A 22,089-nucleotide genomic window follows, 5' to 3' on the forward strand; every position below is an offset into this window, starting at 1 on the left:
AGTGCTAATCATTGGCGTTAGCACTCTGCAAGTGAGAGTGACAACTTATGGACCGGGTCAGTGAGGCCCGGAGGGACCGGTGGAGCAAGGAACCGCCGGACTCTCAGGCCGTCCGTCGCGGGCGCGGGCGCGGTCCGGAGCAATCCACCCCAGTCCGGGAGGACCACTTCACATGGCCAAGATCATCGCGTTCGACGAGGAGGCACGGCGCGGTCTCGAGCGCGGGATGAACCAGCTCGCCGACGCCGTCAAGGTCACCCTTGGTCCCAAGGGTCGCAACGTCGTCCTCGAGAAGAAGTGGGGCGCCCCCACGATCACCAACGATGGTGTTTCCATCGCCAAGGAGATCGAGCTCGAGGACCCGTACGAGAAGATCGGCGCAGAGCTGGTCAAGGAAGTCGCCAAGAAGACGGACGACGTCGCCGGTGACGGTACGACCACCGCGACCGTCCTCGCCCAGGCACTCGTCCGCGAGGGCCTGCGCAACGTGGCGGCCGGCGCCAACCCGATGGCCCTCAAGCGCGGGATCGAGAAGGCCGTCGAGGCCGTCTCCGGTGCCCTGCTGGAGCAGGCCAAGGACGTGGAGACCAAGGAGCAGATCGCTTCGACGGCCTCCATCTCCGCCGCCGACACCCAGATCGGCGAGCTCATCGCCGAGGCGATGGACAAGGTCGGCAAGGAAGGCGTCATCACCGTCGAGGAGTCGCAGACCTTCGGTCTGGAGCTTGAGCTCACCGAGGGCATGCGCTTCGACAAGGGCTACATCTCGGCGTACTTCGCCACCGACATGGAGCGCATGGAGTCGTCCCTGGACGACCCGTACATCCTGATCGTCAACTCCAAGATCGGCAACGTGAAGGACCTCCTTCCGCTGCTGGAGAAGGTCATGCAGTCGGGCAAGCCCCTGCTGATCATCGCGGAGGACGTCGAGGGCGAGGCGCTGTCGACCCTGGTCGTCAACAAGATCCGCGGCACCTTCAAGTCCGTCGCCGTCAAGGCCCCGGGCTTCGGTGACCGCCGCAAGGCGATGCTGAACGACATCGCCATCCTCACCGGCGGCACGGTCATCTCCGAAGAGGTCGGCCTCAAGCTGGAGAACGCCGGTCTCGACCTGCTGGGCCGCGCCCGCAAGGTCGTCATCACCAAGGACGAGACCACCATCGTCGACGGTGCGGGCGAGAGCGACCAGGTCGCCGGCCGCGTGAACCAGATCCGCGCCGAGATCGAGAACAGCGACTCGGACTACGACCGCGAGAAGCTCCAGGAGCGCCTCGCGAAGCTGGCCGGCGGCGTGGCCGTCATCAAGGCCGGCGCCGCGACCGAGGTCGAGCTCAAGGAGCGCAAGCACCGCATCGAGGACGCGGTGCGCAACGCCAAGGCCGCCGTCGAGGAGGGCATCGTCGCCGGTGGTGGCGTGGCTCTGCTCCAGGCTTCCTCGGTGTTCGAGAAGCTGGAACTCGAAGGTGACGAGGCGACGGGCGCGAACATCGTCAAGCTCGCGCTGGAGGCTCCGCTCAAGCAGATCGCCGTCAACGGTGGTCTCGAAGGCGGCGTCATCGTCGAGAAGGTCCGCAACCTGCCGATCGGTCACGGCCTCAACGCCGCGACCGGCGAGTACGTGGACATGATCGCCGAGGGCATCATCGACCCCGCGAAGGTCACCCGTTCCGCTCTCCAGAACGCGGCCTCCATCGCGGCGCTGTTCCTCACCACCGAGGCCGTCATCGCCGACAAGCCGGAGAAGGCCGCCGCGGGCGGCGCGCCGGGCGGCATGCCGGGCGGCGACATGGACTTCTGAGCCCGCCGCCGTACGCCCGTACGGCACCGGCTCGGAGCGTTCCAGAACCGAGGGCGGTACCCCTTCCGGGGGGTACCGCCCTCGGGCGTTTCCGGAGCGGGGGTCCGGGTCAGCGGGTGTAGTCCTTGAGCTTTTCCGTCTCCAGGGTGAGGGCGACCGGGTCGGGCAGCTTCACGGTGGCACCGTACGGAAAGGACGTACGGGTCTGGTACTCGCCCTCGCGGGGGTCGGTGTAGACCACGACCTTCTCCGCGTTCCGGTCGATGAGGAGGTAGACGGGGATGTCGGCCGCCGCGTAGCCGTCCCGCTTGTGGACGTGGTCGCGCAGGCCGGTGTCGTAGTCGTGCGAGGTGACCTCGACCGTCATGAGGACACCGTCGGGATCGGCCCACTCGCCTTCCTGCCGCACGAAATGGTCGAGCGGCGCGAGCGCCCCGTCCGCCCGGGCCCGGCCCTTGCGGTAGCTCTCCACCTTCAGGCCCTGCTCCGGATACAGGCGCAGGTCGGGACGCTGTTGGAGGCAACGCTCCAGCAGCCACATGACGATGGCCCCGTGGAGCTGGTCGGGCAACGGCTTGACCTCGAGTTTTCCGTCGATGAATTGGAGCGTGACGCTCTCCGGGGCATTGCGGGCGAGTTCCTCGAAGTCGTCGATGGACATCTGCGGCTCTGCCTCGGGGCTGGTGGTCATGGCGTCGCCTCCTCCCCTCCATGGTGCCCCGGTCCGGTGTCGGCGGATGGACTGAAGTGTCATACGGGCGTCCTTTCAGGTGGGCGGTTTTTCACACGCTAGAGCGAGATCGCTGTGCGCGGCAATCCGATCACGGTGGGTGAACGTCCGTCCGATTCGGGACTCAACTGCCCAGGTGCGAAGGGCCTCTACCGCTACGGCCCCGCCGCGCCGAGCGGCAGTTCCAGTTCCGCCCAGACGATCTTGCCGCCCGGGGCCGTGCGGGTGCCCCAGCGGTGGGAGAGTTTGGCGACCAGGAACAGGCCCCAGCCCTTCTCGTCCTCCGCGCGGGCGTGGCGCAGGCGCGGGGAGCGGTCGTCGGAGTCGAAGACCTCGCAGACCAGGGCGCCGTGACGGATCAGGCGGAGGCGGATGGGGCCGGCGCCGTACCGGACGGCGTTCGTGACCAGTTCGCTGACGATGAGTTCCACGGTGGCCGCCAGCTGGTCCAGACCCCACGACGAGAGCTTCGCGACGGCCAGAGCGCGGGCATTCGCCACCAGCGCGGGGTCGGTGGGCAGCACCCAGGTGACCACGTGGTCCGGGGGCAGTGAGCGGGTACGGGCCAGCAGCAGCGCCACGTCGTCCTGCGACGCGGCCGTCGACACCATCGTGCCGACCACCTCCGCGCAGACCTCCTCCAGCGGACGGCCCGCCCCACCGGTCCTGGCCAGGGCCGCGCCCAGCCGCCCCAGCCCGACGTCGATGTCCGCCTCGCGGGTCTCGACCAGGCCGTCCGTGTAGAGGGCGATGACGCTTCCCTCCGGCAGCTCCATCTCGACCGACTGGAAGGACAGCAGCCCCAGGCCGATCGGCGATCCGGCGGGCAGTTCGGGGAACGTGACCGTGCCGTCCGGGAAGACGATCGCCGGGGGCGGGTGGCCGGCGCGCGCCATGGTGCACCGCCGCGTGACGGGGTCGTACACCGCGTACACGCAGGTCGCCCCCATCACGGGCGTGCTGTAGTCCTCGGCGTCGGGCTCCGCGTCCTCCTCGGTGAGCCGGACGACCAGGTCGTCCAGGTGGGCGAGCAGTTCGTCCGGCGGCAGGTCCATGTCCGCCAGGGTGTGGACGGCCGTGTGGAGCTGCCCCATCGTCGCCGCCGCGTTGATCCCGTGCCCGACGACGTCGCCCACCACCAGGGCCACCCGCCCGCCGGACAGCGGGATCACGTCGAACCAGTCGCCCCCGACCCCGTCGTGCAGATCCGCCGGGAGGTACCGCGCGGCGACGTCCACGGCGTGGCCGCCCGACAGGTGGCGGGGCAGCAGGTTGCGCTGGAGGGCGAGGGACGCCGTGCGCTCGCGGGTGTAGCGCAGGGCGTTGTCCAGGCTGAGGGACGCCCGCGCCGCGAGTTCCTCGGCCAGCAGGAGGTCGTCCCTGCTGAAGGGCGCCTTGGTGTCGTTACGGGTGAAGACGGCGACGCCCAGGACCGCCCCGCGGGCGCGCAGCGGGACCACGATGATGGAGTGGACCCCGGTCTCCTCGATGACCCTGCGCCGGCCGGGGTCGTTGTCGACCCAGGTGCCGGGGCCCGTCCTGATGATGGGCTCGAACTGCGACTTCCCCGTGGTCATGGCGGACATGAAGGGCGACACCCTGGGGACGTACACGGCCTCCCCGATCGACCACAGGGACTCCGGGTTGCCCTCGTGGATGGACGCGACTCCGCCGCGCCGGAAGACGGGGATCGTGCCGTCTCCGGACTCCAGCCGTTCGAGGGGCTCCCCGCCGAGGTGCAGGGCCTCGGCGAGATCGACGCTGGTGTAGTCGGCGAGGAGGGGGACGGCGACGTCGGCCAGCTCCTGGGCGGTGTTCATGACGTCGAGCGTCGTGCCGATCCGCGTACCCGCCTCGCTGAGGACGGACAGCCGCTCGCGCGCCCAGCTGCTGGTGATGTCCACCGCGATGGAACACACCCCCAGCGGCCTGCCGTCCGTCCCGTCGAGCCGGAAGAAGGAGGACGAGAAGACCCGTTCCTGGTGGAGGTCCTGGGCGATCCAGCGGAACTCGTGGTCGATCACCGGGGTGCCGGTCCTGAGGACCTGGAGCATCGCCGCCTCGACCGCGTCCGTGTCGAACCCCGGCAGCGATTCCGTCACCCGGCGGCCGAGGCGCTCGTGGCGCAGGACGCCGCTCTGGCGCTCGACCGTGCTGTTGAGCCAGACGCAGCGCAGGTCGGCGTCCCAGATGGACAGGCCGATGGGGGCGCCCTCGAGGAGGGACCTGACCACCACGCCGTCCATCGTGGGCCGTGCGGAGGACTCGGAGAGCGGGGCCGCGGAGAGGAACCAGTCGGTACGGCCGCCGGGGCCGGCCAGCGGGGAGGCCTGGAGGGTGACGTGGACGCCGTGCCCCTCCCGGTGGCGCAGCTCGGCCAGCTCCGACCAGGGTGCGCCGGCCCGGACGCGGGCGGGCCAGGCGGGGACGAGGGGGGAGGGGGCGGTTCCGGGGGTGGTGGGGGTGTCCGGGTCGGCGTCGGCGTCGGGGGCTTCGCGGGAGTGGAGCAGACGGGTGGCGGAACGGTCCACCACGTCGGCCGCCCGGTACCCGAGCAGTTCCTCCGCGGTACGGGTCCAGCCGATGACGGTCCCGCGCGCGTCGATCACGGCCACGGCCGCGCCGGCCACGTCGAGGGCGGCCTGTGCGGAGCCGGCCGGCGGGCGGCCGGACGGTGCCGGGCGGCCTTCGGCGCCGGGCACCGCTGCTCCGGCATCGCCCTCGGCATCGACCATCAGTGAGATCCCATCCGCACGCGCATGTCCCTTATGGCATGGTTTCACACTTCCCAAGGCGGGGGCGGGCGTCCGGGGCGGGGCGTCAGGGGCGGTGCCTCCGGGGCGAGGCGCGGGTACGGGGCCCCAGGTGCCGCGCCTCGGATCCCGGACCTCAGGAGGCGCGGGCGGCCTTCAGGGCCGCGCGCAGATGGCCCCCCGACTCCGCGAGGAGCGAGCCGGCGCGCGGGCCGTCCACCTCGCCCAGGATGGTGAGGATGGCGGGCTTCACCTCACCGTCGGTGGCGGCCAGTGCCGCCTCGATCTCCGGGTCGGACGCCCCGGTCGCCAGGGAGACGATCCGGCGCGAGCGGGCCCGCAGCTTCTCGTTCGAGGCGCGGACGTCGACCATCAGGTTCCCGTACGTCTTGCCGAGCCGGATCATCGTGATCGTCGAGATCATGTTGAGGACGAGCTTCTGCGCCGTACCGGCCTTGAGGCGGGTCGAGCCCGTGAGCAGTTCGGGGCCGACGACCACCTCGATCCCGTGTTCGGCGGCGGCCGCCAGCGCGCTGTCCGCGTTGCACGACAGGCCGACGGTGAGGGCGCCGAGACCGCGGGCGTACTCGACGGCGCCGACGGCGTACGGGGTCCTGCCCGACGCCGACACCCCCACCACCGTGTCGTCCGCGGTGAGCTTGAGCGCGGTCAGGTCGGCGGCGGCCAGCTCCTTGGAGTCCTCCGCGCCCTCGACGGACGTCACCATCGCGCCGGGCCCGCCCGCGATCAGGCCGACGACCTGCTCCGGGGCGGTGTTGAACGTGGGAGGGCACTCACTGGCGTCCAGGACACCCAGCCGTCCCGCCGTCCCCGCGCCCGCGTAGATCAGCCGGCCGCCGCGCGCGGCCCGCTCGGCCACCGCGTCCACCGCGGCGGCGATCAGGGGGAGCTGGGCGGCGACGGCGTCGGGGACGGTGCTGTCCTCGCGGTTCATGATCCGGGCGATGTCGAGCGTGGGCAGCTGGTCGATCTCGGCCAGCTCGGGGCGGAACGCCTCGGTGGTGAGGGCGTCGAGCTGCGCGCGGAGCTCGCCGTACATGCCGGGGGTCGAGGTCATGAAGAAGCGGCTTTCTTCGGGGGAGTACGGGAGTGGGGGTGCGGGGGTCAGCGGGCGGTGCGGGGGCTGTGGCGGTGCGCGAGGGCTTCGTACGACGCGGACAGCGCGGGCGCCGCCGTTTCGTACGTACGCTGCGCCACGCCTATGAACAGGCAGTCGACGACGAGCAGTTGGCTCGTACGGCTGGACATCGCCGCCGGGCGCAGCTCGCTCTCGCGGGCCGTGGAGGTGGTGAGGACGTGGTCGGCGTACTGCGAGACGGGGCCGTCCGGGCGGCCGGTGATCGCGACCGTCGTGGCGCCGCGGTCGAAGGCGACCCGCAGCGGCTCGATCGCGTCCCACGTGGAGCCCGAGTGGGTGATCGCGACGGCCACGTCGCCCGCGCGGAGCTGGACGGCGTGGGTGACGGCGAGGTGGGGATCGCTGTGCGCCTGGGCGATCACGCCGATACGGGAGAGCTTCTGGGCGAGGTCCATGCCGACGAGCGCGGAGGCGCCGACCCCGTAGATGTCGACGCGGCGGGCGGCGGCGGCCGCGGTGACGACGGCGCCGAGCTGGACGGTGTCGAGGGCGGCGGCGGTGTCCGCGAGGGTCTGCTGCTCGTCGTAGGCGAGCTTCGCGACGACGTCGGCGAGGGGATCGTCCACGGCTATGTCGGCGGTGACGGCGGGCGCCCGGCCCGACTGCTGCTGGGCGGCGAGGCCGGCGAGGGCGAGGCGCAGGTCGCGGTAGCCGGGGTAGCCGAGGAGGCGGGCGGTACGGACGACGGTCGCCTCGCTCGTCCCGGTCAGCTCCGCGAGACCGGTGACGGTCAGCGCCGCGCAGCCGGCCGGGTCGCCCGCCACGGCCTCGGCGACGAGCTGCATGGACCGGGTCATGGAGGGCGCGAGGGTCCGTACCTTGGCGGCGAGGGCGGCGGGCGCGGGCGGGGCGCTCGTTCCCGCGGCCACGCTGAAACTTTCCTTCACGTCCTGGGTCATGGCTGAAAGATATTTTCGGACGGGTCGGGGGTCAAGCCCGGGGAGGGACAATGTGGGGATGGACGAAGTGAACGACGACAACGCGCTGGAGCAGGCGCTGCACGGCGCCAGGGCCCTGGTCCTGGCCGACCTCGCCGCGTCCGGGGTCGCGGAGGCGGAGATCGTGTCGCTGGTGGAGGACGCGGTGTCGCACCGCCGCTGGTGGGTCGGCCAGTGGCCGGAGGGCGTGGGCTTTGTCGCCGGGCTGGTGGCGCAGGACGTCCAGGACGCGCTGCTGGAACGTTACGGCCGCTGGCCGCTGTGCCCGGTCTGCGCGACGGTCGAGCCGCACGCGCTGGAGGTGGAGCCGGAGCTGGGCGCGGATCCGCACTGGGTGTGCGCGAAGGAGGCGGTGGTGGTGGGGCCGGTGGGGGGGCTGCGCGGTGCGGACGGGGGTCCTGGCGGTTTTGGCGCGGGTCCCGCGGGAGGTCCTGGCGCGGGTCCCGACGGGGGGCCGTTCGGCGGCCCCGCCGGCGGGGGCGACGTCCTGTGACCGTCTACATCGACCCGCCCACGTGGCCCGGGCACGGGCGGATGTGGTCGCACCTGGTCAGCGACGTGTCGTTCGAGGAGCTGCACGCGTTCGCCGCGTCGATCGGGTGCCCGGCGCGGGCGTTCGAACGGGACCACTACGACGTGCCCGCGCACCGGTATGAGGACGCGGTGGGGGCGGGGGCGGTGCGGGTGGGCTCGAAGGAACTGGTCCGCCGCCTCACGCAGGCGGGCCTGCGCCGCCCAAAGGGCCGCGCGTCGCCCTGACGGGCCCGTTTGTGGCGTGTGCCCGGGGCGCGGGTGCGGCTTACTGATGTCCTCAATCGCCGGACGGGCTCTGTTTGTGGCGTCTACCCGGTGCCGGGTGCGGGTTACTGATGTCCTCAATCGCCGGACGGGCTTGGTGGTGCCCGCTGCGGGCGGGGGCTTTGTCTGCGGGTCGGTTGCCGGGGGCCGGGCAGGGGTCGTGTCCTGCACTGCATGTTTTACGTCGCGTGCGGCCGGTCGTATTGGTTGACGTTCGCCATGCGACACAAAACACGCTTTACGTTCCGGACACGACCCCTGCCCGTCCCCCTTCCAGGCCCGCGTCACTACCCGGCCCGCTCCGGGGCGGGGCGGGAGGCAGCCGGGGCCCGCACCGGGGCATTTCAAGCCCGTCCGGCGATTGAGGACATCGGTGACCCGCGCTGTCGGCACCCCAGGCTCGCCCGGACGCCCCCCAAGCCCGTCCGGCGTTTGAGGACATCGGTAACCCGCACCCATCACCGGCGCGGAGGCCACCATCCACCCGGCCCCGACGCTCCCCCGGCCCGCCCGGACGCCCTCTCCAGCCCGTCCGGCGCTTGAGGACAATCAGTGAGCCGCGCCCGCGTCCCGGGCAGCAGGGACCCCGGAGCGGCGGGGCCGTTCACTTGACCCTCGGCGTGAGGGGGGTGGGGTCGGAGGAGGTGCGTGTGGCCGGACGTAAAGCGTGTTTTGTGGCGCATGGCTACCGTTAATCAAGACGAGACCTTGCACGCGCCGTAAAACATGCAGTCCGGACATACGTACCTCCGCAGGCCCCGCCCCCCGTCACCACGACAAACCCAGCCCGTCCGGCGATTGAGGACATCAGTAACCCGCGCCCACCGCCGACAGGCAGACGCCCGTCCGGCGATTGAGGACAAGCGAGGAAGCCGCGCCCACCACCGAGGCGCACACGCTCGCCCCGCGCATCGCCCGCCGTCTCACGGCGTAACGCCAAAGGTCACGCGATAGTCGCAGGCCCCCCTGCACGGCATCGTCGCCGCGTCGTCGAAAGCGTACGAGTACGCATACGGCTCCGCCCGCTTGAACACCTGCGTATAGTCGACCGGCCACCGCGCCGGCACGCAGTTCTCGCGCCCCGCCCACTCCTCCTCGCAGCAGTACGTCTTGCCGCCGAACGCCGTGCACGGGTTGGTGCACCCGACCACCCGCCCGCCCGCCGTGAACCGCATCTTGTCCGGGCACGCGACCCGCTTCGTACAGCCGCCCGCCGAGCATCCGGAGGCGCTGACGGGGTCGGTCGTGTCGCCGCGGGTGATGTTGATGTACATCGGCAGGTTCGAGCCGTCCACCATGCTCACGTCGTAGAAGTCCATCGCCCCGGGCTTGGGCGCGCTGAGCGCGAACTCGGCGAGCGTGGCGGGGGTCGCGCCGCTGCCGGTGCACTGGAAGCCGCCCGCACAGTCGCCGGTCTCGCAGTGACCGTTCCCGGCGGAGTCGAAGGAGCAGCCGGTCCGCCCCCAGAACCGCCCGACCCAGCCGCTCGGCACCTCGACCGCGACCCGCTGCCCGGGGGTGAGCTTCCAGCCGGTGGCGGCGAGGGGGTGTTCGGGGCTGCCGAGGGCGGCGACCCAGACGGTCTGGCTCTCGTTGTTGACGAACGAGACGATCCGGATGTCGGCGGTGCCGTGCCGGTCGGTGACGCCCGCGCTCGTCGTCCCTCCGGAGGCAGCGGCCTCGCTCTTCCGGGTGGCCGGCTGCTTGTCCCTCTTCGCCGCGGCCGTCTTCTTCGGCTTCGGCTTGCTCGACGCGGACGGCGAGGGACTCGCCGAGGGAGTGGGCGCCGGGACGGAGGGCCGGACGGTGGCTGTCGGGGACGTCTCGGGCACACCCGCGGTCCGTACGGAGTCCACGTCCGCCGCGGCCCCGAAGAGCGAGGGCCACACCAGCGCCACCACCGCGGCCGCCGCCACAACCCCGGCCGCCCCCGCCCACCAGCCCCGCCCGCCCCGGGTCCGCTTCGCCCGGTGCCGCGTTCTCGCCATCGCCGTACCTTCCACCACTCGCCGATACGGGGGCCCGGTGGAGTCCCCGTATCGGAGACGGCCCGGACCCCCGCCCCGACAACAAGAACCGGAACACCGGTTTCCGGCGGTCAGCCGGCGAGGTTCGTACGCACGCTCTCCTCGGCCGGGGTCGGAAGCGAGCCCGCGACGACCTTGCCGGCCGTACGGCGGTGGTGGCGCAGGGACACGACCGTCAGGGCGGCCGCCAGGGCGGTCATGGAGGCGCCCGCCCAGGCCGTCGCGGCGTAGCCGAGGTCCGCGTCGATCACTCGGCCGCCGAGCCAGGGGCCGCTGGTGTTGCCCAGGTTGAAGGCGGCCGTCGAGGTGGCGCCGGCCAAGGTGGGGGCGGCCGCCGCGAGGTTGAACATGCGGGCGCTGAGGGCCGGGGCCGTGATGAAGGCCGAGAAGCCGAGGAAGAACGCCAGGGGGACGACGACGGCGGGGTGCGAGGCGGTGAGGGCCAGGGTGATGAGGAGGATGGTGGATGCGCCTATGCCGCCGAGGAGGACACCGAAGGGGTGCGCGTCGGCGAGGCGGCCGCCGGACGTCGTACCGGCCAGCGCGCCGATGCCGAAGAGCGCCAGCACGGTCGGGACCCAGCCGCTGTCCAGGCCGGAGACGTCGGTGAGGAGTGGGGCGAGGTACGAGAACGTACAGAAGATGCCCCCGCCCGCGAGCGCCGTCAGGACGATCGCGAGCCAGATCTGGCGGTCGGCGTAGAGGGACAACTCCCGCCGGACCAGCGGCTTCTCGGCGGGGAGGGGGATGCGGGGGATCAGGGTCAGTACGCCGGCGAGCGCGACGGCGGAGGCTGCGGCGACCGCCCAGAACGCCGAGCGCCAGCCCAGGTGTTCGCCGAGGAACGCGCCGGCGGGGACGCCGAGCACGTTGGCGATGGAGAGCCCGCCGATCATCACCGACATGGCGCGGGCGCGCGCGGTGACCGGGACCATCGCGATGGCCACCCCGGCGCCGACCGCCCAGAACCCGGCGCACGCGAGGGCGCTCACGACCCGTGACGCGAAGAGGACCTCGTACGTCGGGGCCACGGCGCCCGCGACCTGGCCGAGGCCGAAGACCGAGATCAGCGCGACGAGGGTGGCGCGGCGCGGCAGCCGGAGGGTCACCACCGCCAGCAGGGGCGCGCCGACGACCATGCCGATCGCGAAGGCGGAGATGAGGAGTCCGGCCGTGGGGATGGACACGTCCATGTCGTCGGCGAGGTCCGGCAGGAGGCCGGAGAGCATGAACTCACTCGTCCCGAGGGCGAAGACGGACAGACCCAGGGTGTGGACGGCTATCGGCATACGGGGCTTGGGCACGGCAGGTGACAACGCGAAAACGGTCCGTCGCATTCCCGCGCGGCGTCCCGGGGACTAGGCGGTGAGGGTGCGCAGCTCCGCCGCCAGGTTCCTGCGGGCGCGGGCCTCCCACTCCAGTTCGCCGTGCGGGGTACGGAACAGGCGTGGCAGGTCCAGGAGTTGCTCCAGGATCGCGGCCCGGCCCGACCGGAAGTCGTCCTCGGGGACAAAGCCGTACTCCTCGCGCACCGCGGCGGCGTACGCGTCGTACGCGTCCGGGGCCGAGCCGAGGACGGCGAGGTCCGCGTCGCACAGGACGGCGCCGTTGCGGTCGTCGTCGGTGGCGGCGTGGGTGGTGGTGAGGCGGACGAGCCGGGCGACCTCGTCCGTACCCTCCTGGCTCAACCCGGCCTCGGGGAGGGCGAGTTCGGCGAGGCGGGCGGAACGCTCCTCGTTCTCGGAGCGGTCGGGGCGGTAGACGGCGTCGTGGAACCACGCGGCGAGCCGGACGAGGTCCGGATCGTCGGCGTACCGCACCAGCGTGTCGATGTGGTCGAGGACCGCGCGGAGGTGGTCGACGGTGTGGTAGCGCCGCTGGGGCTCGGACCAGCGGGTGAGGAGCTGGTCGGCGTACGGGTACGGGTCGCGGATCTCCGCCTCCGGCGCCGCGTCGCGCAGGGCGGTGGCGAAGCGGTCGCGGAGGGCGGGGCCCGGCGCGGAGTCCGGGCCGTGGTCGAGGTCGGGCATGGGGCCGACGATACGGGCCGGACACGCCCTCGGGGGTGTCACAGGGTCTTGAAGTTGCGCAGCCGCAGGCTGTTGCCGACGACGAAGACCGACGAGAACGCCATCGCCGCGCCCGCGATCATCGGGCTGAGGAGTCCGGCGGCGGCCAGCGGCAGCGCGGCGAGGTTGTAGGCGAAGGCCCAGAACAGGTTGCCCTTGATCGTGCCGAGGGTGCGGCGGGCGAGGCGGACGGCGTCGGCGGTGGCCCGCAGGTCTCCCCGTACGAGAGTGAGGTCGGCGGCCTCGATGGCCGCGTCGGTGCCCGTGCCCATGGCGAGGCCGAGGTCGGCCTGGGCGAGCGCGGCGGCGTCGTTGACCCCGTCGCCGGCCATGGCGACGGTCCTGCCCTCCGCCTGGAGCCGCTTGACGACGTCGACCTTGTCCTCCGGCATCACCTCGGCGATGACCTGGTCGATGCCGACCTGGGCGGCGACCGATTCCGCGACGGCCCGGTTGTCGCCGGTGAGCAGGATCGGGGTCAGGCCGAGGGCGCGGAGCTGCCGTACCGCCTCGGGGCTGGACTCCTTGACCGCGTCGGCGATCTCCAGGAGGCCGCGCGCCTCGCCGTCCCAGGCCACCGCGATCGCCGTACGGCCCGCCGCCTCGGCCGATTTCCCGGCCGCCGCAAGCTCCTCGGGGAGGTGGATCTCCCATTCGGCGAGGAGCTTCACCCGGCCCACGAGGACGGCGTGGCCCTCGACGACACCCTGGACGCCGAGGCCGGGGAGGTTGGCGAAGTCCTCGGGGGTGGGGAGCGTACCGGCGCGTGCGGTGGCGGCCTCGGCGACGGCCCGGGCCAGCGGGTGCTCGGAGGCGTGCTCCAGCGCGCCCGCGAGACGCAGGACGTCGCGTTCGTCCGTACCGTCCGCCGAGTGGGTGGCGAGGAGGGTCATCCGGCCGGTGGTGACCGTACCGGTCTTGTCGAGCACGATCGTGTCGACGCGGCGGGTCGACTCCAGCACCTCGGGGCCCTTGATGAGGATGCCGAGCTGGGCGCCGCGGCCCGTACCGACCATGAGGGCGGTCGGGGTGGCCAGGCCCAGCGCGCAGGGGCAGGCGATGATCAGCACGGCGACGGCGGCGGTGAAGGCGGCGGTCGCGCCGGCCCCGGCGCCGAGCCAGAAGCCGAGCGTGGCGAGCGCGAGGCCCATGACGACCGGGACGAACACGGCGGAGATCCTGTCGGCGAGGCGCTGCGCGGCGGCCTTGCCGTTCTGGGCGTCCTCCACCATCCGTGCCATACGGGCGAGCTGGGTGTCGGAGCCGACCTTCGTGGCCGCCACGACCAGCCGTCCCCCGGCGTTGAGCGTCGCGCCGGTGACGGGGTCGCCGGCGGAGACCTCCACCGGGACGGACTCGCCGGTCAGCATCGAGGCGTCCACGGCCGAGGAGCCCTCGACCACCGTGCCGTCGGTGGCGATCTTCTCGCCGGGCCGTACGAGGAAGTGGTCGCCGACCCTCAACTGCCGGGTGGGGACGACACTTTCGCGGCCGTCGCGCAGGACGGTGACTTCCTTGGCACCCAGTTCCATCAGGGTACGGAGGGCCGCCCCGGCCTTGCGCTTGGCGCGGGCCTCGAAGTAGCGGCCGGCCAGGAGGAACGCGGTGACACCGGCGGCGGCTTCGAGATAGATGTTCCCGGCGCCGTCGGAGCGGGAGATGGTGAACTCGAAGGCGTGGGTCATCCCCGGCATGCCCGCCGTACCGAAGAACAGGGCCCACACCGACCAGAGGAACGCGGCCGAGGTGCCGAGCGAGATGAGCGTGTCCATCGTGGCGGCGCCGTGCCGGGCGTTGGTCCAGGCGGCACGGTGGAAGGGCCAGGCGGCGTAGGTGACGACGGGGGCGGTGAGGGTGAGGGAGAGCCACTGCCAGTTGGTGAACTGGAGCGCGGGGATCATCGCCATGGCGATGACGGGGAGGGCGAGGAGGACGGCGGTGATCAGGCGGGCGCGGAGGGGGCGGAGGACGTGGTCGTCGGGGTCCCTGCTTTCCTCAGTTCCCTCCGTGCCGTCGTCCGGGCCTCCGGTGTCGGCCGAGGTCTCGGGCGCGGGCTCCTGGGCGGTGTAGCCGGTGGCCTCGACGGTGGCGATGAGATCGCGGACGGAGAGGCCGGCGCCCACGTAGCTGACCTTGGCCTTTTCGGTGGCGTAATTGACCGTGGCCTCGACGCCGTCCATGCGGTTGAGCTTCTTCTCGACGCGGGCGGCGCAGGAGGCGCAGGTCATGCCGCCGATGAGGAGTTCGACGGAGGAGGTGGTCGCCGTGTCCGTGTTCCTGCCCTGGGCGAGGCTCATGAGGGCGGCTCCTTGGTCGTCGGCGGACTCACGTCCATCTCTTTCGTCTCTTTTCATGTATACCCCCTACCCCTATCCACGGGATACCCCTGAGGGGTATTTTCTCGGTCATGGGCATCACGATGAGTACCAAGGTGAGGGTGGCCGCGTTCGCGCTGGCGCTGGCTGTGTCGTTCGGGGTGGCGTACGGGGTCGGGGCGGCGGTGGGTCCGCTGGGGGGCGGGGCGCGGGAATCGCACGAGCCCGCGCCGCATGGGGGCCACGATGCGGGAGATACGGGTGCGGATGGCGTGATGCGGTGATGCGCGGAGGAGGGGACGCCCCTTAGGCTGGCGATTGGACTAGACCTGTCCACCTACCTAGGAATGGGGCCCGATGAGCAAGCGTGCAGTCCTGGAGGTGATCGCTCTCGACGCGGAGGACGCGGTCGCCGCGCGGAGCGGGGGCGCGGACCGGCTCGAACTCGTCACCGACATGGCGGCCGACGGCCTGACCCCGCCCCGGGAGACCTTCGCGAAGATCCGGGACGCCGTCGACATCCCCCTCCGGGTGATGCTGCGGCTGTCCGACGGCTTCTCGGCGGGTGGCGCGGACGGGGTGGACGCGCTCGTGGAGGCGGCGCGGGGGCTGCGGGCGGAGGGCGCGGACGAGTTCGTCTTCGGCTTCCTCGACGCGGACGGGACGCCGGACCTGGTGACCGTCGAACGGCTGGTGGCGGAGCTGGACGGGTGCCGGTGGACGTTCCACCGCGCGATCGACCGCGCGGCGGACCGTGACGCGCTCCGCAAGCAGCTCGCGGACCTGCCGGGCCTGGACACGTTTCTCACGGCGGGGTCGCCGGACGGGGTGGACAGCGGCCTGCCGACGCTTCTGGCCGAGTCCTCGGCGTCTGGGCGGGGGGAGGCGGGCTACGGGGCGTGCCTGCTGGTGGGGGGTGGGTTGCGGCTGGACCACGTGCCGGCGCTGCGCGCGGGTGGCCTGGACGCGTTTCATATCGGCGGCGCGGCGAGGCCCTTCGGGTGGGCGGGGCCGGTCTCGCCTTCGGCGGTGAGGTCGTGGCGCGCGGCGCTTGACGCGTAGCGTGTGGCTGGGTGTTCGTTGCGCTTACTGGGCGTCTGCGGCGCGGTGGTGGGCGCGGCTTCCTTCTTTGTCCTCAATCGCCGGACGGGCTTCTGCGGCCCGGTGGTGGGCGCGCCCTACTGATGTCCTCAATCGCCGGACGGGCTGGGTGTGTCGTGGTGACGGGGGGCGGGGCCTCCGGAGGCACGTATGTCCGGACTGCATGTTTTACGGCGCGTGCACGGTCTTGTCTTGATTAACGGTAGCCATGCGCCACAAAACACGCTTTACGTCCGGCCACACGCACCTCCTCCGACCCCACCCCCCTCACGCCGGGGGTGAAGTGAACGGCCCCGCCGGTCCGGGGTCCCTGCTGCCCGTTGCGCGGGCGCGGATCACTGATTGTCCTCAAGCGCCGGACGGGCTGGATGGGCCGGATGGTGCCCCTGCGCGGTGCGCGGGCGCGGGTTACGGATGTCCTCAATCGCCGGACGGGCTGGGGGTGCGTCCGGAGGGGCTTGGGGGAGTGTCCCGGGCGGGCTGGGAGTACGTCGGGGGCCGACTGGATTGCGGCCTCCGCGCTGGTGATGGCTGCGGGTTACCGATGTCCTCAAACGCCGGACGGGCTGGATGCTGCCCCTGCGCGATGCGCCGGTGCGGGTCAGGGTCGTCCTCAAGCGCCGGACGGGCTTGAAATGCCCCGGTGCGGGTCCTGGCTGCCTGCCGCCCCGCCCCGGGGTGGGCCGGGTAGTGACGCGGGCCGGGAAGGGGGACGGGCAGGGGTCGTGTCCGGAACGTAAAGCGTGTTTTGTGTCGCATGGCGAACGTCAACCAATACGACCGGTCGCACGCGACGTAAAACATGCAGTGCAGGACACGACCCCTGACCGGCCCCCGGCAACAACCCGCACCCCGCCCACCGGGCCGCAGCGGGAAAAATCAAGCCCGTCCGGCGATTGAGGACATCAGTAAGCCGCGCCCACCACATGGGCGCAGACGCCCGTCCGGCGTGAGGACAGGCAAGACGCCGCGCCCACCGCCGGGAGGCCGGCGCCCGTCCGGCGCGAGGACATGAGACGGCCGCCAGAGCCAACGCGCCGCGCCCTCAGGACAGCGGCCCCGGCAACCGCAGCGCGTGCACGATCGTCAGGCCCGAGACCGCTCGCGTCAACGCCACGTACAACCGCCTCAGCCCGGTACGTTCGTCCGGCTCCCCCGACACCACCGCCGACGGCTCGTCCAGCACCACGTAGTCGTACTCCAAGCCCTTCGCCAGCGACGCCGGCACCAGCGTCAGCCGCGCCTCCGCCGTCGTTTCCTCGCCCGGCGAGAGGAAACGCAACCCCGCCCCGGACAACGCGGCCGCCAGCACCGGAATCCGCGCGTCCGCCGCGATCAGGCCCGTCGACCCCTCGTGCGCCAGCGACTCCTCGCACGCCGAGACCACCGCCGCCGCCCGCTCGTCCTCGGCGACGCACCGTACCGACAGGGACCCCGGCGACTCCCGTACCGACTCCACCTCCGCCAGCCCCGGCGAGATCAGCGGCAGCAGCCGCGACGCGTACGCGATCACCTCGCGCGGCACGCGGAAACCGGCCGTCAGCTCCTCCACCACCGCGTCCGGCTTGCCCAAGTGGTGGAGCGCGTCCGCCCAACTCGCCGTCGCCCACGGCGTCGTACCCTGCGCCAGATCGCCCAGCACCGTCGCCGACCCCGTCGAGCAGCGCCGCCCCACCGCGCGGTACTGCATGGGCGAGAGGTCCTGCGCCTCGTCGAGCACCACGTGCCCCAACGAGTGCGTACGGGCCACGAGATCGCCCGCCTCGTCGATCAACACCGCGTCCGCCGCCGACCACTTGACCGACTTCACGCTCCGCGCCGGCTTCGCCCACAGGATCGTCGCCTGCTCCTCCGGCGTGAGCAGCCCCTCCGCGTGCGCCGCCAGGAACTCCGCGTCCGACAGCAGCCGCAGCACCAGCTTCGCCGGATCGACCGGCGGCCACATCGCCTTCACGGCCGCCTTCACCGCGGGAGTGCGCGCGACCGCGTCCTGCACGCGGTCGTCGGGCGCCTCGCCCGCCTCCTCCATCCGTACGAGCACGGCGTGCGCGATCCGCTGCGGCAACGCGTCGTGCGCGGCGCCGTACCGCATGTCGCGCTCCAGCAACTGCCGTACCAGCTCCTCCAGTTCGTACACCGGCACCCGCCACCGCCGCGAACCGCGCACGACCACCACCGGTTCGGCCGGCAGCGTCACATGGGAGCGGACCGCCCGCCGCAGCACCTCCGCCATCCGCGCGTCGCCCTTGATGACGGCGGCGTCGGCCGGGTCCGTGCCCCGTACCGCCACCGTCGCCGAGGTGACCAGGCTCTCCACCGTCGCCTGCTTCACCTCCAGCTCGCCCAGCGCGGGCAGCACCTGCTCGATGTACTGGAGGAAGGACGCGTTCGGCCCGATGACCAGCGTGCCGGTGCGGGCTAGCCGTTCCCGGTGCGCGTAGAGGAGGTACGCGACCCGGTGCAGGCCGACGGCGGTCTTCCCGGTGCCGGGGCCGCCCTGCACACACACCGTGCCGCCGAGCCCGCTCCGTACGATCTCGTCCTGCTCCGGCTGGATCGTCGCCACGATGTCGCGCATCGGGCCGACGCGCGGACGCTCGATCTCGGTCTGGAGCAGCTTGCTGGTCTTCGCGGCCTCGGTGGGGTCGGAGAGGTGTTCGTCCTCGTACGCCGTGAGCTCACCGGCCGTGTAACCGAAGCGGCGGCGCAGCCCCACGTCGTGGGGGTCCTTCTTCGAGGCCCGGTAGAAGGGCTGGGAGACGGGCGCGCGCCAGTCGATGACCATCGGGTCGCCGTCGGCGTCGTGGACGTGGCGGCGGCCGATGTAGAAGCGCTCGCCCTCGGCACCCTCGGCCTGGTCCGCGCCGACGACGTGCAGGTAGTCGAGCCGGCCGAAGAAGAGCGGGGTGTGGGAGAGGTCGGCGAGCGACTTGATGCGCTCCTGGATCTGGGCCTCCAGGACGGCGGCGTTGACCCAGTTCGCGGTGACGTCGCGGATGTCGAGCGACTGGACGTCCTCGCGCATGGCCCGCAGGGCGGCCCACGAGGAGCTGAGGTGGGCCCGCTCGCGGGCCAGCGGGTCGGCGGGGGAGCCGGATTCCCCGGGGTCGGCGCGGTCGGCGTCGGGTGCGGTGCCTTCGGCAGCCGGTGCGGCGCGGTCGGCGTCCGCCGCGGTGACGGCGGTGGGGGTGGTGTCGGGTTCGGTGAGGGCGGTGTCTGGTTCGGGGTCGTGCGCGGACACGGTGTTGCCTCCGGGCTGTACGCAGGCCGACGGGCCGCAAGCCCTTGGTCCTACGGGGCGGCGGTGTCCGGTCGGCGTGGATCAACGTCATGGCGGCCGCCCGGTTTCCGTCCGGGTGGCGGCGCTCCGCGAGGGAGGCGGAGGCGGGCAAGAGGGGAGAGTGTAGCCAGCGGGTGGCGGCGGGGCGAATGCTTTTCGCCCCGGAGTGGGCCGCGGGGTGGTGACGGAGCGGGTACGGGACGGGCACAGGGCGCTCCCGGAGCGGCCGCGGGGCGTACGTACCGTAGTCCCCCGGTCGTCCCCCGTAGGGGATCCCCTATATTCCGGGTCGTACGTGACCTCGCCCAGGATTCCGTCCGGAGAGCGACGCGTTTCGGGGGGCCGGCGCGCGACCATGGACATATGAGTACAGCGACCTTCATCCCGCCCCGCGCCCCACGCGGCGCCTCACTCTCCGGCGCGACCGCCACCGGCGCCGTGCCCCACCCCGCTCACCACCTCGGCAACGCCCTGCGCGCCGCCAAGGTGTACGTGTCGACCGCGTTCAACGTCGCCGTCCTCGGTGAGTACTGGGAGGAGGCGGGCGTCGTCAGACGACACCTCTGAGCCACGGCCCGCTCCCGTCTCAGCTCTCCGCCAGCAGCTCGTCCGCGTCCACGATCCGGTACGCGTACCCCTGCTCCGCCAGGAACCGCTGCCGGTGCGCCGCGAAGTCCTGGTCGATCGTGTCCCGCGCCACCACCGAGTAGAAGCGCGCCTCGTGCCCGTCCGCCTTCGGCCGCAGCACCCGCCCGAGCCGCTGCGCCTCCTCCTGGCGCGACCCGAACGTCCCCGACACCTGGATCGCGACCGTCGCCTCCGGCAGGTCGATCGAGAAGTTCGCCACCTTCGACACCACCAGCACCGAGATCTCGCCCTGCCGGAACGCCTCGAACAGCTTCTCGCGCTGGGCGTTGCTGGTCTCGCCCTTGATGACCGGCGCGTCCAGGTGCTCGCCCAGCTCGTCGAGCTGGTCGATGTACTGGCCGATGACCAGGGTCTGTTCGCCCTTGTGCTTCCGTACGAGCGCCTCCGTCACCTTCCGCTTCGTGGCGGTCGTCGCGCAGAACCGGTACTTCTCCTCCGTCTCGGCGGTGGCGTACGCGAGCCGCTCGCTGTCGGTGAGGTTGACCCGTACCTCCACACAGTCCGCGGGCGCGATGTACCCCTGCGCCTCGATCTCCTTCCACGGCGCGTCGAACCGCTTCGGCCCGATCAGCGAGAAGACGTCCGACTCGCGGCCGTCCTCCCGTACGAGCGTCGCGGTCAGCCCGAGGCGGCGGCGCGCCTGGAGGTCGGCGGTGAACTTGAAGACGGGCGCGGGCAGCAGGTGCACCTCGTCGTAGAGGATCAGCCCCCAGTCGCGGGAGTCGAACAGCTCCAGGTGCGGATAGACGCCCTTACGGCGGGTCGTGAGCACCTGGTACGTGGCGATCGTGACCGGGCGGATCTCCTTGCGCGTACCGCTGTACTCGCCGATCTCCTCCTCGGTCAGCGTCGTGCGCCTCACCAGCTCGTGCTTCCACTGGCGGGCGGAGACGGTGTTCGTGACCAGGATCAGCGTGGTCGCCTTGGCCTGCGCCATCGCCCCCGCGCCGACCAGGGTCTTGCCCGCCCCGCAGGGCAGCACGACGACCCCCGAGCCGCCGTGCCAGAAGCCCTCGACCGCCTGCTTCTGGTACGGGCGCAGGGCCCAGCCGTCCTCGACCAGCTCGATGGCGTGCGCCTCACCGTCCACGTACCCGGCGAGATCCTCGGCCGGCCAGCCGAGCTTGAGGAGCGTCTGCTTGATCTGGCCGCGCTCGGAGGGGTGTACGGCGACGGTGTCCGGGTCGAGCCGCGCGCCCACCAGCGGCGCGACCTTCTTCGACCGCAGGATCTCCTCCAGGACGGGACGGTCCGTGGAGGTCAGGACCAGACCGTGGGTGGGGTGCTTGGACAGCGTGAGACGCCCGTACCGGGCCATCGTCTCGGCGACGTCGACGAGCAGGGCGTGCGGCACGGGGTAGCGGGAGAACTCCACCAGCGCGTCGACCACCTGCTCGGCGTCGTGCCCGGCGGCACGCGCGTTCCACAGGCCGAGCGGGGTCAGGCGGTACGTGTGGATGTGCTCGGGCGCGCGCTCCAGTTCGGCGAAGGGCGCGATGGCCCGCCGACAGGCCCCGGCCTGTTCGTGGTCGACTTCGAGCAGCAAGGTCTTGTCGCTCTGGACGATGAGAGGTCCGTTCACAGCTGCGCCCTTTCGGTCTTTCCTTGGGCCGTCACTCGTTGTGCCAAACGACCAGTGTCGCTCATATCGGGCTGATCCGGGGGCGGGGCGGGGTCGGGCCGATGGAGAAGCACGATCCGGAGGGTCTGGGGGGACTGTCCGGGCCAGGGCTGGGCACCTGGCTCCTATGACCGCTGAGACGCGCAAGGCAGAACCGGACAGAGCCGCCCCGCGACGGATTTCCTGGGGCCGGGCCCTGTTGCGGGTGATCATTCTGGTGGTCGCCTTCCTGGCCCTCGTGGCCTTCTCGGCGGTGCTGGCCGACCTGACGCTCACGCCGTCCCCCGCCTCGGCCGACATCGCGGGGTCCAACCTGCGGCCGGGGCACTCGCTGCGGCAGTACGCGGAGGACTACACGTTCCTCGCCGCGTGCAAGCAGATCGGCGGGAACATCGTGATGGGCATGCCGTTCGGGCTGATCCTGCCGGTGCTCATGCCGCGCCGGCTGCCGATGCTGCGGGTCGTCGTGCTGACCGCCGTGGTCATGGCGCTGGTGGAGCTGGCGCAGGGTTCGATCGTCCAGGGCCGTGCCTTCGACGTGGACGATGTGATCCTGAACACCTCGGGCGCGCTGCTCGGTTACCTGCTGCTGGGCCGGAAGATCGGGCGGCGGTTCCACGCGCTGGGAGTACCGCAGCCGGTGCCGGCCGCCGAGACCGCCCCCGAGCCCGTGGTGGCCGAGCCGGCCCCCGCGCGGACGGCCGACACCCGCCCCTCGGTGAGGAAGCGGACGTTGACCAAGCCCAAGCTGACGCCCATGACGAGTTCGGGGGAGAAGCCCCGGGCCAACTGGAGCGAGCGGCTGGTGCGGCTCGGGCGCCGGAGCTAGACCGGAGTCGGAACGGAACGGAC

At 72.0% G+C, this 22,089-nt stretch carries 16 protein-coding genes; 6 read left to right on the forward strand and 10 right to left on the reverse strand.

What is annotated here, in order from left to right; translation table 11 throughout:
• The first annotated feature begins 172 nt into the window (after positions 1-172).
• Entirely contained in the window at positions 173-1,798 is a 1,626-nt protein-coding gene (gene groL / locus ACIODU_RS24150) for a chaperonin GroEL (RefSeq protein ID WP_356431536.1), read from the forward strand.
• Positions 1,799-1,907: 109 nt separating this feature from the next.
• Here groL and ACIODU_RS24155 read toward each other — a convergent pair whose 3' ends face one another.
• From ACIODU_RS24155 to ACIODU_RS24170, 4 genes are all read right to left on the reverse strand, one after another.
• Entirely contained in the window at positions 1,908-2,489 is a 582-nt protein-coding gene (locus ACIODU_RS24155) for a Uma2 family endonuclease (protein WP_401769853.1), read from the reverse strand.
• A gap of 194 nt (positions 2,490-2,683) precedes the next feature.
• Complete coding sequence (locus ACIODU_RS24160; RefSeq protein ID WP_401769854.1) at positions 2,684-5,263, reverse strand: SpoIIE family protein phosphatase; 2,580 nt, start codon at positions 5,261-5,263, stop codon at positions 2,684-2,686.
• A 154-nt stretch (positions 5,264-5,417) separates the two neighbouring features.
• Positions 5,418-6,359: an N-acetylmuramic acid 6-phosphate etherase gene (gene murQ, locus ACIODU_RS24165; RefSeq protein ID WP_356431541.1), complete on the reverse strand. Its 942-nt coding sequence runs from the start codon at positions 6,357-6,359 to the stop codon at positions 5,418-5,420.
• Positions 6,360-6,406: 47 nt separating this feature from the next.
• On the reverse strand, positions 6,407-7,339 hold the full coding sequence (locus ACIODU_RS24170) for a MurR/RpiR family transcriptional regulator (RefSeq protein ID WP_401769855.1): 933 nt from the start codon (positions 7,337-7,339) through the stop codon (positions 6,407-6,409).
• A 58-nt stretch (positions 7,340-7,397) separates the two neighbouring features.
• Here ACIODU_RS24170 and ACIODU_RS24175 point away from each other — a divergent pair, with 58 nt between their 5' ends.
• Positions 7,398-7,871 carry a hypothetical protein gene (locus tag ACIODU_RS24175; RefSeq protein ID WP_401769856.1) on the forward strand — a complete coding sequence of 158 codons (474 nt, stop codon included), beginning with the start codon at positions 7,398-7,400 and terminating at the stop codon, positions 7,869-7,871.
• Positions 7,868-8,137 (forward strand): DUF4031 domain-containing protein, encoded by a 270-nt coding sequence (locus ACIODU_RS24180; RefSeq protein WP_356431545.1) that lies wholly within the window; start codon positions 7,868-7,870, stop codon positions 8,135-8,137. Before ACIODU_RS24175 ends, ACIODU_RS24180 begins: the two co-directional genes overlap by 4 nt.
• Positions 8,138-9,099: 962 nt before the next feature.
• On the opposite strand, the gene ACIODU_RS24185 is transcribed toward ACIODU_RS24180, so the two are convergent.
• The 4 genes from ACIODU_RS24185 to ACIODU_RS24200 form a co-directional block, all read right to left on the reverse strand.
• Positions 9,100-10,164, reverse strand: coding sequence for a thaumatin family protein (locus ACIODU_RS24185; protein WP_401769857.1), 1,065 nt, complete (start codon positions 10,162-10,164; stop codon positions 9,100-9,102).
• Between the two features lie 110 nt (positions 10,165-10,274).
• Positions 10,275-11,492, reverse strand: a complete 1,218-nt coding sequence (locus tag ACIODU_RS24190; RefSeq protein ID WP_356431581.1) for a Cmx/CmrA family chloramphenicol efflux MFS transporter — start codon at positions 11,490-11,492, stop codon at positions 10,275-10,277.
• A 69-nt stretch (positions 11,493-11,561) separates the two neighbouring features.
• Positions 11,562-12,233 (reverse strand): hypothetical protein, encoded by a 672-nt coding sequence (locus ACIODU_RS24195; protein ID WP_401769858.1) that lies wholly within the window; start codon positions 12,231-12,233, stop codon positions 11,562-11,564.
• A 38-nt stretch (positions 12,234-12,271) separates the two neighbouring features.
• On the reverse strand, positions 12,272-14,569 hold the full coding sequence (locus ACIODU_RS24200; RefSeq protein WP_401769859.1) for a heavy metal translocating P-type ATPase: 2,298 nt from the start codon (positions 14,567-14,569) through the stop codon (positions 12,272-12,274).
• Positions 14,570-14,944: 375 nt separating this feature from the next.
• Here ACIODU_RS24200 and ACIODU_RS24205 point away from each other — a divergent pair, with 375 nt between their 5' ends.
• Positions 14,945-15,649 carry a copper homeostasis protein CutC gene (locus ACIODU_RS24205; RefSeq protein ID WP_401769860.1) on the forward strand — a complete coding sequence of 235 codons (705 nt, stop codon included), beginning with the start codon at positions 14,945-14,947 and terminating at the stop codon, positions 15,647-15,649.
• A 1,084-nt stretch (positions 15,650-16,733) separates the two neighbouring features.
• On the opposite strand, the gene ACIODU_RS24210 is transcribed toward ACIODU_RS24205, so the two are convergent.
• Complete coding sequence (locus ACIODU_RS24210; RefSeq protein ID WP_401769900.1) at positions 16,734-18,764, reverse strand: HelD family protein; 2,031 nt, start codon at positions 18,762-18,764, stop codon at positions 16,734-16,736.
• Positions 18,765-19,331: 567 nt separating this feature from the next.
• Here ACIODU_RS24210 and ACIODU_RS24215 point away from each other — a divergent pair.
• Positions 19,332-19,535 (forward strand): hypothetical protein, encoded by a 204-nt coding sequence (locus ACIODU_RS24215; RefSeq protein WP_356431556.1) that lies wholly within the window; start codon positions 19,332-19,334, stop codon positions 19,533-19,535.
• A 19-nt stretch (positions 19,536-19,554) separates the two neighbouring features.
• Here ACIODU_RS24215 and ACIODU_RS24220 read toward each other — a convergent pair whose 3' ends face one another.
• Complete coding sequence (locus ACIODU_RS24220) at positions 19,555-21,198, reverse strand: DNA repair helicase XPB (protein WP_356431558.1); 1,644 nt, start codon at positions 21,196-21,198, stop codon at positions 19,555-19,557.
• A gap of 166 nt (positions 21,199-21,364) precedes the next feature.
• Between ACIODU_RS24220 and ACIODU_RS24225 the strand changes: the two genes are divergently transcribed.
• Complete coding sequence (locus ACIODU_RS24225) at positions 21,365-22,066, forward strand: VanZ family protein (RefSeq protein WP_356431559.1); 702 nt, start codon at positions 21,365-21,367, stop codon at positions 22,064-22,066.
• Positions 22,067-22,089: the final 23 nt, after the last annotated feature.

It is taken from the genome of Streptomyces sp. NPDC088261, assembly GCF_044740805.1.
GTDB lineage: Bacteria > Actinomycetota > Actinomycetes > Streptomycetales > Streptomycetaceae > Streptomyces.

Coding starts and splice junctions, on each gene's coding strand:
- ACIODU_RS24155 (WP_401769853.1), bottom strand. CDS start 2,489: ATGACCACCAGCCCCGAGGCAGAGCCGCAGATGTCCATCGACGACTTC.
- ACIODU_RS24190 (WP_356431581.1), bottom strand. CDS start 11,492: ATGCCGATAGCCGTCCACACCCTGGGTCTGTCCGTCTTCGCCCTCGGG.
- ACIODU_RS24200 (WP_401769859.1), bottom strand. CDS start 14,569: ATGAGCCTCGCCCAGGGCAGGAACACGGACACGGCGACCACCTCCTCC.
- groL (WP_356431536.1), top strand. CDS start 173: ATGGCCAAGATCATCGCGTTCGACGAGGAGGCACGGCGCGGTCTCGAG.
- ACIODU_RS24205 (WP_401769860.1), top strand. CDS start 14,945: ATGAGCAAGCGTGCAGTCCTGGAGGTGATCGCTCTCGACGCGGAGGAC.
- ACIODU_RS24175 (WP_401769856.1), top strand. CDS start 7,398: ATGGACGAAGTGAACGACGACAACGCGCTGGAGCAGGCGCTGCACGGC.
- ACIODU_RS24225 (WP_356431559.1), top strand. CDS start 21,365: ATGACCGCTGAGACGCGCAAGGCAGAACCGGACAGAGCCGCCCCGCGA.
- ACIODU_RS24170 (WP_401769855.1), bottom strand. CDS start 7,339: ATGACCCAGGACGTGAAGGAAAGTTTCAGCGTGGCCGCGGGAACGAGC.
- ACIODU_RS24185 (WP_401769857.1), bottom strand. CDS start 10,164: ATGGCGAGAACGCGGCACCGGGCGAAGCGGACCCGGGGCGGGCGGGGC.
- murQ (WP_356431541.1), bottom strand. CDS start 6,359: ATGACCTCGACCCCCGGCATGTACGGCGAGCTCCGCGCGCAGCTCGAC.
- ACIODU_RS24215 (WP_356431556.1), top strand. CDS start 19,332: ATGAGTACAGCGACCTTCATCCCGCCCCGCGCCCCACGCGGCGCCTCA.
- ACIODU_RS24195 (WP_401769858.1), bottom strand. CDS start 12,233: ATGCCCGACCTCGACCACGGCCCGGACTCCGCGCCGGGCCCCGCCCTC.
- ACIODU_RS24160 (WP_401769854.1), bottom strand. CDS start 5,263: ATGGTCGATGCCGAGGGCGATGCCGGAGCAGCGGTGCCCGGCGCCGAA.